Source organism: Microbacterium sp. K35 (genome assembly GCF_004794375.1).
Taxonomy (GTDB): Bacteria; Actinomycetota; Actinomycetes; order Actinomycetales; family Microbacteriaceae; genus Microbacterium; species Microbacterium sufflavum.
This window is the reverse complement of the sequence record NZ_SSDM01000091.1, coordinates 1-7,414: the sequence shown is the minus strand read 5'-3', so window position 1 is coordinate 7,414 and position 7,414 is coordinate 1. Positions and strand designations below refer to the sequence as shown.

Sequence of the window (7,414 nt, the reverse complement as noted above, 5' to 3'; positions counted from 1 at the left end):
CTCGACGAGCTCGATGCGGCCCGGCTCACCGCCGTCGAGCGCGAGAGCGGCGGCCTCGACCGCCGGCCGCGCAAGCGGGTACGAGCCGACCGGCACCACGCGGTGGCTGCGCGCCGCGAACGGGCCGACGACACCGCGGTCGTCCACGTGCAGGGTCACCCTGGTGCGCCAGCGCGCGCCGTCTCCGGACTCCACGGCCTCGATCTCCGGCGCCTCCAGCCCGGCGCCGGCGAAGCGGTCGAACGCCTCGCTCAGCACCTGGCGCTTCAGGACACGCTGCTGCCCGAGCTCGATGTGGCCCAGGTCGGCGCCGCCCGGACGGTCGGCGGGATCGCGCGACACGTCGGCCTCCGGCCACAGGTGCGGGCGCCGGTGCGGGGAGGCCTCGACCACCTCGACCGTCTCGGCGCGCCAGAAGCTGCGCGTCTCCGCGTCCGCAGCACCCGCGGGGGTGAGCAGCCGCGCCCGCACGCGCTCTCCGGGGATCGCGTCGGAGACGAACACCACACGACCCTCGTGACGGGCGACGAAAGTCCCTCCGTGGGCGATGCCGGTGATGTCGAGTTCGAGCACGTCGGCTGCGGAGGAAGTCATCCTTCGAGGATACGGTGGTGCACATGCGCGTCTGCCTCGCCTCCACGTCTCCCGCCCGGCTCATGCTGCTGCGCCAGGCCGGCATCGAGCCGCTCACCCTCGCGCCGGATGTCGACGAGGATGCCCTCGCCGCCGCCGCCGAGGAGCGCGTGGGCCCGCTCGCACCCGCCGACCTGGTGCTGCTGCTCGCCAGGGCCAAGGCGGCGGCCGTCGCCGAGCGGCTGAGCGCCGACGGCGACTTCGACGGCCTGGTGATCGGCGGCGACTCGATGTTCGAGCTCGCCGGACGCGTGTACGGGAAGCCGTATACCCCCGAGGAGGCGACGCGCCGCTGGCAGGAGATGCGCGGCGCCACCGGGGTGCTGCACTCCGGGCACTCCGTCTTCCGGGTCTCCCCCGGCGCGACCCCGGTGGAGGCGACCGCCGTCGCGGAGGCCGCGGTGACCTTCGCCGACGACCTGGACGACGCGGAGATCGCCGCCTATGTCGCGTCGGGTGAGCCCCTGCTCGTGGCCGGTGCCTTCACGGTCGACAGCCTAGGCGGTGCCTTCATCGCCCGTGTGGAGGGCGACCCGTCCACCGTGGTCGGCATGTCCCTGTCGACCGTGCGCCGCCTGGCGGGTGAGCTCGGGGTCCGCTGGACCGACCTGTGGTCGTAGACTCCCCTCCACGTTTTCGATCGTTTCTTGTCGAGAGTCGTCAAAGGGATCGGGGGGCTACTCGCTAGGCTGGCAAGCATGCCTGCAATCGCCAAGGTGCTCATCGCCAACCGCGGCGAGATCGCCGTCCGCATCATCCGTGCCGCACGCGACTCCGGGATCGCCTCGGTCGCCGTCTACGCCGACCAGGACCGTGACGCGCTGCACGTGCGTCTCGCCGACGAGGCCTACGCGCTGAGCGGCTCGACCAGCGCCGAGACCTACCTCCAGATCGACAAGATCCTCTCCGTCGCCCGCCGCGCCGGTGCCGACGCCGTGCACCCCGGCTACGGCTTCCTCGCCGAGAACGCCGAGTTCGCGCGCGCCGTGATCGACGCGGGCATCACCTGGATCGGCCCGTCGCCCGAGGCCATCGAGGCCCTCGGCGACAAGGTCACCGCGCGTCACGTCGCCGAGAAGGTCGGCGCCCCGCTCGCCCCCGGCACCCCCGGCCCCGTCGCCGGCGCCGACGAGGTCGTGGCGTTCGCGAAGGAGTACGGCCTGCCCATCGCCATCAAGGCCGCGTACGGCGGTGGCGGACGCGGGCTCAAGGTCGCCCGTGAGCTCGACGAGGTCGCCGAACTGTTCGAGTCGGCCACGCGCGAGGCGGTCGCGGCCTTCGGTCGCGGCGAGTGCTTCGTCGAGAAGTACCTCGACAAGCCGCGCCACGTCGAGACCCAGTGCCTGGCCGACGCTGCGGGCAACGTCGTCGTCATCTCCACGCGCGACTGCTCGCTGCAGCGCCGTCACCAGAAGCTCGTCGAGGAGGCTCCGGCCCCGTTCCTCACCCCGGAGCAGAACGAGCAGCTCTACACCGCGTCGAAGGCCATCCTCAAGGAGGTCGGCTACGTGGGCGCGGGAACGTGCGAGTTCCTGATCGGCGCCGACGGCACGGTCTCGTTCCTCGAGGTCAACACGCGCCTCCAGGTCGAGCACCCAGTATCGGAGGAGGTCACGGGCATCGACCTCGTGCGCGAGCAGTTCCGCATCGCCGCGGGCGGCACCATCGACTACGACGACCCCCAGCCGCAGGGCCACTCGATCGAGTTCCGCATCAACGGCGAGGACCCGGGTCGCGGCTTCCTCCCCCAGCCGGGCCCGATCCACGTGTTCAAGACGTTCGGCGGCCCCGGGATCCGCCTCGACTCCGGCGTGACCGCTGGCGACTCCGTCTCTGGCGCCTTCGACTCCCTGCTCGCGAAGATCATCGTCACCGGCAAGGACCGTGCCGAGGCGCTCGAGCGCTCGCGCCGCGCCCTGGACGAGTTCGAGGTCGCGGGTCTCCCCACCGTCATCCCGTTCCACCGCAAGGTGGTGCGCGACGCCGCCTTCACGGCGGAGGACGGCGACTTCGGCGTCTACACGCGCTGGATCGAGACCGAGTTCGACAACGACATCCCCGCGTGGGACGGCGAACTGGAGTCCCCCGCCGCCGCAGGTGCACGGCACACGGTGGTCGTCGAGGTCGGGGGCAAGCGCCTCGAGGTGAGCCTCCCCGACCGCGTCGCGGTCTCCGCCGGCTCGTCCGGACGGCCCGCTGTCGTGCCGCCGTCGCGCCGCAGCCACACCACCACCGCGAACGCCGGCGCCTCCGGCGACGCCGTCAAGTCGCCCATGCAGGCCACGGTCGTGAAGGTCGCGGTCGAGGACGGCCAGCAGGTCGTCAAGGGCGACCTGGTCGTCGTGCTCGAGGCCATGAAGATGGAGCAGCCGCTGCAGGCGCACAAGGACGGCGTGGTGGGCAACATCAACGCCGACGCCGGGGCCACGGTGTCCGCCGGGCACCAGCTCCTCACCATCAGCTGACACCCGGAACACACAGGAAAGGGCACCCCGCCGCGGCGGGGTGCCCTTTCCGTGTGCCCGGAGGAGCGGGACTCAGGAGATGTTCACCAGGTGCATGGCCCGGCTCGCATCGGTGATGCTGCTGGACAGCGACGGGTAGGCCGCGAACACGCGCGAGACCTGGTCGACCGTGAGGCGCCGTTCGACGGCGATCGCGATCGGGTAGATCAGCTCGGACGCCTTCGGCGCGACGATCACGCCGCCGATCACGGTGCCGGAGCCCTTGCGGGCGATGAGCTTGACGAACCCGTCCTTGATGCCCATCATCTTCGCGCGCGGGTTGGCGGCGAGGGGCAGCTTGTAGACCATGCCGTCGGCCAGGCCGTCCTCCACGTCCTTCACCCCGTAGCCGACCGTGGCGATCTCCGGGGCGGTGAAGATGTTCGACGTGATCTTGATGAGCTCGAGCGGGATCACGATGTCGCCGAGGGCATGGAACACCGCCGTGCGGCCCTGCATCGAGGCCACCGAGGCCAGGGGGAAGAAGTTCGTGCAGTCGCCCACCGCGTACACGTTCGGCACCGACGTGCGGGCCACCCGGTTCACGCGCACGTGGCCGGAGTCGTCGAGCTCGACGCCCGCTTCCTCCAGCCCGATGCCCGCGGTGTTCGGGATCGAGCCGACCGCCATGAGGCAATGGCTGCCCTCGACCGTGCGGCCGTCGGACAGCGTCACCGTCACGCCGTCGCCCGTGACCTCCACCTTCTCGGCGCGGGACTTCGACAGCACCTGCATGCCGCCGCGCTTGAACACCTTCTCCAGCACGCGGGCGGCGTCCTGATCCTCGCCGGGGAGCACCTGCTCGCGGCTGGAGACGAGGGTGACCTTCGCGCCGAGGTTCATGTAGGCGGAGGCGAACTCGGCGCCGGTGACCCCGGAGCCGACCACGATGAGGTGCTCGGGAAGCGCCTTCATGTCGTACAGCTGCGTCCACGTGAGGATGCGCCTGCCGTCGGGCTTGGCGGAGTCGAGCTCGCGCGGCGACGCGCCGACAGCGACCACGATGGTGTCCGCCTCGACGCGGTCGAAGTCGGTGCCGCGCTCCCCCGTCGAGACCACGATCGCGTTCGGACCCTCCAGACGACCGTGGCCGGAGAGGATGCGCACGCCCGCGTCGAGAAGGGTCGTGCGCATGTCCTCGGACTGCTGCCCGGCCAGCGCGACCAGCCGCTTGTTGACCGCGGCGAGGTTGATCGCGATCTCGGGCTTGAGCGGCTTGCCGTTCTCGCCCTTCGCGTAGAAGTTCACGCCGAGGTCGCTCGCCTCGGAGATCGCGACCGCGGCGTCGGCGGTCGCGATGAGACTCTTCGACGGCACCACATCGGTGAGCACGGCCGAGCCGCCCACCCCCACGCGCTCGACCAGGGTGACCTCGGCTCCGAGCTGGGCGGCCGCGAGGGCCGCCTCGTAACCGCCGGGTCCGCCGCCGAGCACGGCGACGCGCTGAGTGCGCTCGAAAGTGGTGGAAGACATGCTTTCCATTCTTCCCCAATCCTGGCCCCCGAGCCTGCACCTTCCTAGAGTGGATCCATGCCTGAAACGCACAGCAACTCCCTCGACGACCCCTCCGCGAACCCGTTCGAGGTGGCCGCCGCGGCCGCCTCCGACATCGCGCGCCTCACCGGCGTCGAGAAGCACGACATCGCCCTCACGCTCGGCAGCGGCTGGGGCAAGGCCGCCGACCTCATCGGCGAGACGGTCGCCACGATCCCCGCGACCGAGGTCACCGGATTCTCCAAGCCCGCCCTCGAGGGACACGTCGGGACGCTGCGCAGCATCCGCACCCCCGGCGGGAAGAACGTGCTGGTGATCGGCGCGCGCACCCACTACTACGAGAACCACGGCGTGCGTCGCGTGGTGCACAGCGTGCGAACGGCCGCTGCGACGGGGGCGAAGATCATGGTGCTCACCAACGGTGCCGGCGGCATCCGCGAGACCTGGAAGCCCGGCCAGCCGGTGCTGATCAGCGACCACATCAACCTGACCGCCGACTCGCCGCTCGAGGGGGCGACGTTCATCGACCTCACCGACCTGTACGCGAAGCGTCTGCGCGACGTCGCTCGGAGCATCGACCCCGGCCTGGACGAGGGCGTCTACACGCAGTTCCGCGGTCCGCACTACGAGACCCCGGCCGAGGTGCAGATGGCGAAGGCGATCGGCGGGCACATCGTCGGCATGTCCACCGCGCTGGAGGCCATCGCGGCGCGCGAGGCGGGCATGGAGATCCTCGGGTTCTCGCTCATCACGAACCTCGCCGCCGGCATCCAGCAGACGCCGCTCAGCCATGCCGAGGTGATCGAGGCCGGGCGGGAGGCGGAGCCGGTGATCTCCGCACTGCTGGCGAGGGTGGTCGAGGCCCTGTGAGCGAGGAGCGGCTCGCGCAGGCCCGCGCCTGGCTGCGGCAGGACCCCGACCCGCAGACCAGGGACGAACTCGCCGGCGTCGTGACCAGGGCCGCCGCGGGAGACGCCGCGGCCGTCGCCGACCTGGACGACCGCTTCGGCCGTCGGCTCGCGTTCGGCACGGCCGGACTGCGCGGTGAGCTCGGCGCCGGGAGCAACCGGATGAACAGGGTGCTCGTCGCCCAGGCCGCGGCCGGGTTCGCCGCTTACCTCCGCGAGCGCGCGGGGGGCGGCACGCCCACCGTCGTGATCGGCTACGACGGCCGACGCGACTCCCGGGTGTTCGCGCAGGACTCGGCCGAGCTCTTCGCCGGGGCGGGACTGCGCGCGATCCTGCTGCCGCGCCTGCTGCCGACCCCGGTGCTGGCCTTCGCCGTACGCCACCTCGACGCCGCCGCCGGGGTGATGGTGACGGCGAGCCACAACCCGCCGAACGACAACGGCTACAAGGTGTACCTCGGCGGCGCCGACCAGGGCTCGCAGATCGTGGCCCCCGCGGACGCCGAGATCGCCGCGCACATTCAGCGGGTCGCAGACGCCGGAGACGTGCGGTCGCTGCCGCGCTCCACGGAGTACGAGACGGCGGGCGAAGACGTGGTCGAGGCCTATATCGCCGCGACCGCCGCCGTGGCCCCGGCTCCGGACGACGCGGTCGGGCTGCGGTGGGTGTACACGGCCATGCACGGCGTGGGCTGGGAGACGGTGTCGCGCATCGTGAAGGCCGCGGGCTACCCGCAGCCGCTCGTGGTCGACGAGCAGCTGCGCCCCGACGCCACCTTCCGCACGGTGTCGTTCCCCAACCCGGAAGAGCCGGGTGCCATGGACCTCGCGTTCGCGAAGGCCCGGCGGACGCGCGCCGACCTCATCCTCGCGAACGACCCGGACGCCGACCGGCTCGCCGTGGCGATTCCCGACGACACCGCGCCGGAGGGCTGGCGCCGGCTCACCGGCAACGAGGTGGGCCTGCTGCTCGGCGCCCGCGCCGCCCGTGCGGCCGCCGGCACGCCTGGAGCCTCGCTGGCCTGCTCGCTGGTCTCCTCCCCCGGTCTCGGCGCGGTCGCCGCGCACCACGGCCTCGACTTCCACGAGACGCTCACCGGCTTCAAGTGGATCTCGCGGGCCCCGGGCATCGTGTTCGGTTTCGAGGAGGCGCTCGGCTACCTCGTGAACCCCGAGACCGTGCGGGACAAGGACGGCATCTCCGCCGCCGTGGCGCTGCTCGGGCTCGCCGCGGAGGCGCGCGGGCGCGGCGCGACCATCGCGGACCTGCTCCGCGAGCTCGGCGACACCTACGGGCACTTCGCGAGCGCCCAGGTGTCGGTGCGCGTGGCCGATCTGGCCCTCATCGGCACCGTCATGCTGGCGCTGCGGACCCTGCCGCCCACGCAGATCGGCGGGCGCTCCATCGCCTCGGCGGAGGACCTGCTGAACGCCGCGGACGGTCAGCCGTCGGGCGACGTGCTCCGGTACCGGCTGAGTGACGGCTCGCGCGTCATCGTCCGCCCGAGCGGCACGGAGCCGAAGCTCAAGGTGTACATCGATGCGCGGGGCGACTCGGCGGAGGGAGCGGCTGCGGCCGTCGCCGAGCTCGAGGCCGGAGTGCGCGCCCTGCTGGACGAGCGCTCCTGACCATGCCCGAGCGGACCGTCGTCGTGAGCGCGCACAACGGCGTGCACGCGCGCCCGGTCGCCGAGATCGTCCGGCTCGTGCAGGCGCACGACCGCCCGGTGACGCTGCGCACCGCCGACGGGACGACCGTCGACCTGAGCAGCGTGCTGGCGGTCATGGACCTCGCGATCGTGCCGGGGGATGCCGTCGTGCTGGAGACGGCGGCATCCCCCGCCGCGGAGACGCTGCTGGACCGGCTCGCCGACG

7 protein-coding genes are annotated in these 7,414 nt (G+C 72.1%); 5 read left to right on the top strand and 2 right to left on the bottom strand.

Translation table 11 applies throughout. The annotated features are described in order from the left end of the window. Positions 1-594: TRAM domain-containing protein (locus DW299_RS02520; protein ID WP_342589044.1), on the bottom strand; the 594-nt coding region annotated here is incomplete at its 3' end. A gap of 23 nt (positions 595-617) precedes the next feature. Between DW299_RS02520 and DW299_RS02515 the strand changes: the two genes are divergently transcribed. Continuing rightward, positions 618-1,253: a Maf family protein gene (locus DW299_RS02515; RefSeq protein ID WP_136035528.1), complete on the top strand. Its 636-nt coding sequence runs from the start codon at positions 618-620 to the stop codon at positions 1,251-1,253. A gap of 78 nt (positions 1,254-1,331) precedes the next feature. Continuing rightward, on the top strand, positions 1,332-3,098 hold the full coding sequence (locus DW299_RS02510; RefSeq protein WP_136030327.1) for an acetyl/propionyl/methylcrotonyl-CoA carboxylase subunit alpha: 1,767 nt from the start codon (positions 1,332-1,334) through the stop codon (positions 3,096-3,098). Between the two features lie 72 nt (positions 3,099-3,170). Here the strand turns inward: DW299_RS02510 and DW299_RS02505 are convergent, their stop codons facing one another. Next, positions 3,171-4,619: an NAD(P)H-quinone dehydrogenase gene (locus DW299_RS02505; RefSeq protein ID WP_136030329.1), complete on the bottom strand. Its 1,449-nt coding sequence runs from the start codon at positions 4,617-4,619 to the stop codon at positions 3,171-3,173. Between the two features lie 48 nt (positions 4,620-4,667). On the opposite strand from DW299_RS02505, the gene DW299_RS02500 reads away from it, so the two are divergent. The 3 genes from DW299_RS02500 to DW299_RS02490 all read left to right on the top strand — a co-directional run. Then, positions 4,668-5,501 carry a purine-nucleoside phosphorylase gene (locus tag DW299_RS02500; protein ID WP_136035527.1) on the top strand — a complete coding sequence of 278 codons (834 nt, stop codon included), beginning with the start codon at positions 4,668-4,670 and terminating at the stop codon, positions 5,499-5,501. Beyond that, positions 5,498-7,168, top strand: a complete 1,671-nt coding sequence (locus DW299_RS02495; protein ID WP_136035526.1) for a phospho-sugar mutase — start codon at positions 5,498-5,500, stop codon at positions 7,166-7,168. Before DW299_RS02500 ends, DW299_RS02495 begins: the two co-directional genes overlap by 4 nt. A gap of 2 nt (positions 7,169-7,170) precedes the next feature. Beyond that, on the top strand, positions 7,171-7,414 hold a 244-nt coding region (locus DW299_RS02490), incomplete at its 3' end, for an HPr family phosphocarrier protein (RefSeq protein WP_136035525.1).

Coding starts and splice junctions, on each gene's coding strand:
- DW299_RS02515 (WP_136035528.1), top strand. CDS start 618: ATGCGCGTCTGCCTCGCCTCCACGTCTCCCGCCCGGCTCATGCTGCTG.
- DW299_RS02500 (WP_136035527.1), top strand. CDS start 4,668: ATGCCTGAAACGCACAGCAACTCCCTCGACGACCCCTCCGCGAACCCG.
- DW299_RS02510 (WP_136030327.1), top strand. CDS start 1,332: ATGCCTGCAATCGCCAAGGTGCTCATCGCCAACCGCGGCGAGATCGCC.
- DW299_RS02505 (WP_136030329.1), bottom strand. CDS start 4,619: ATGGAAAGCATGTCTTCCACCACTTTCGAGCGCACTCAGCGCGTCGCC.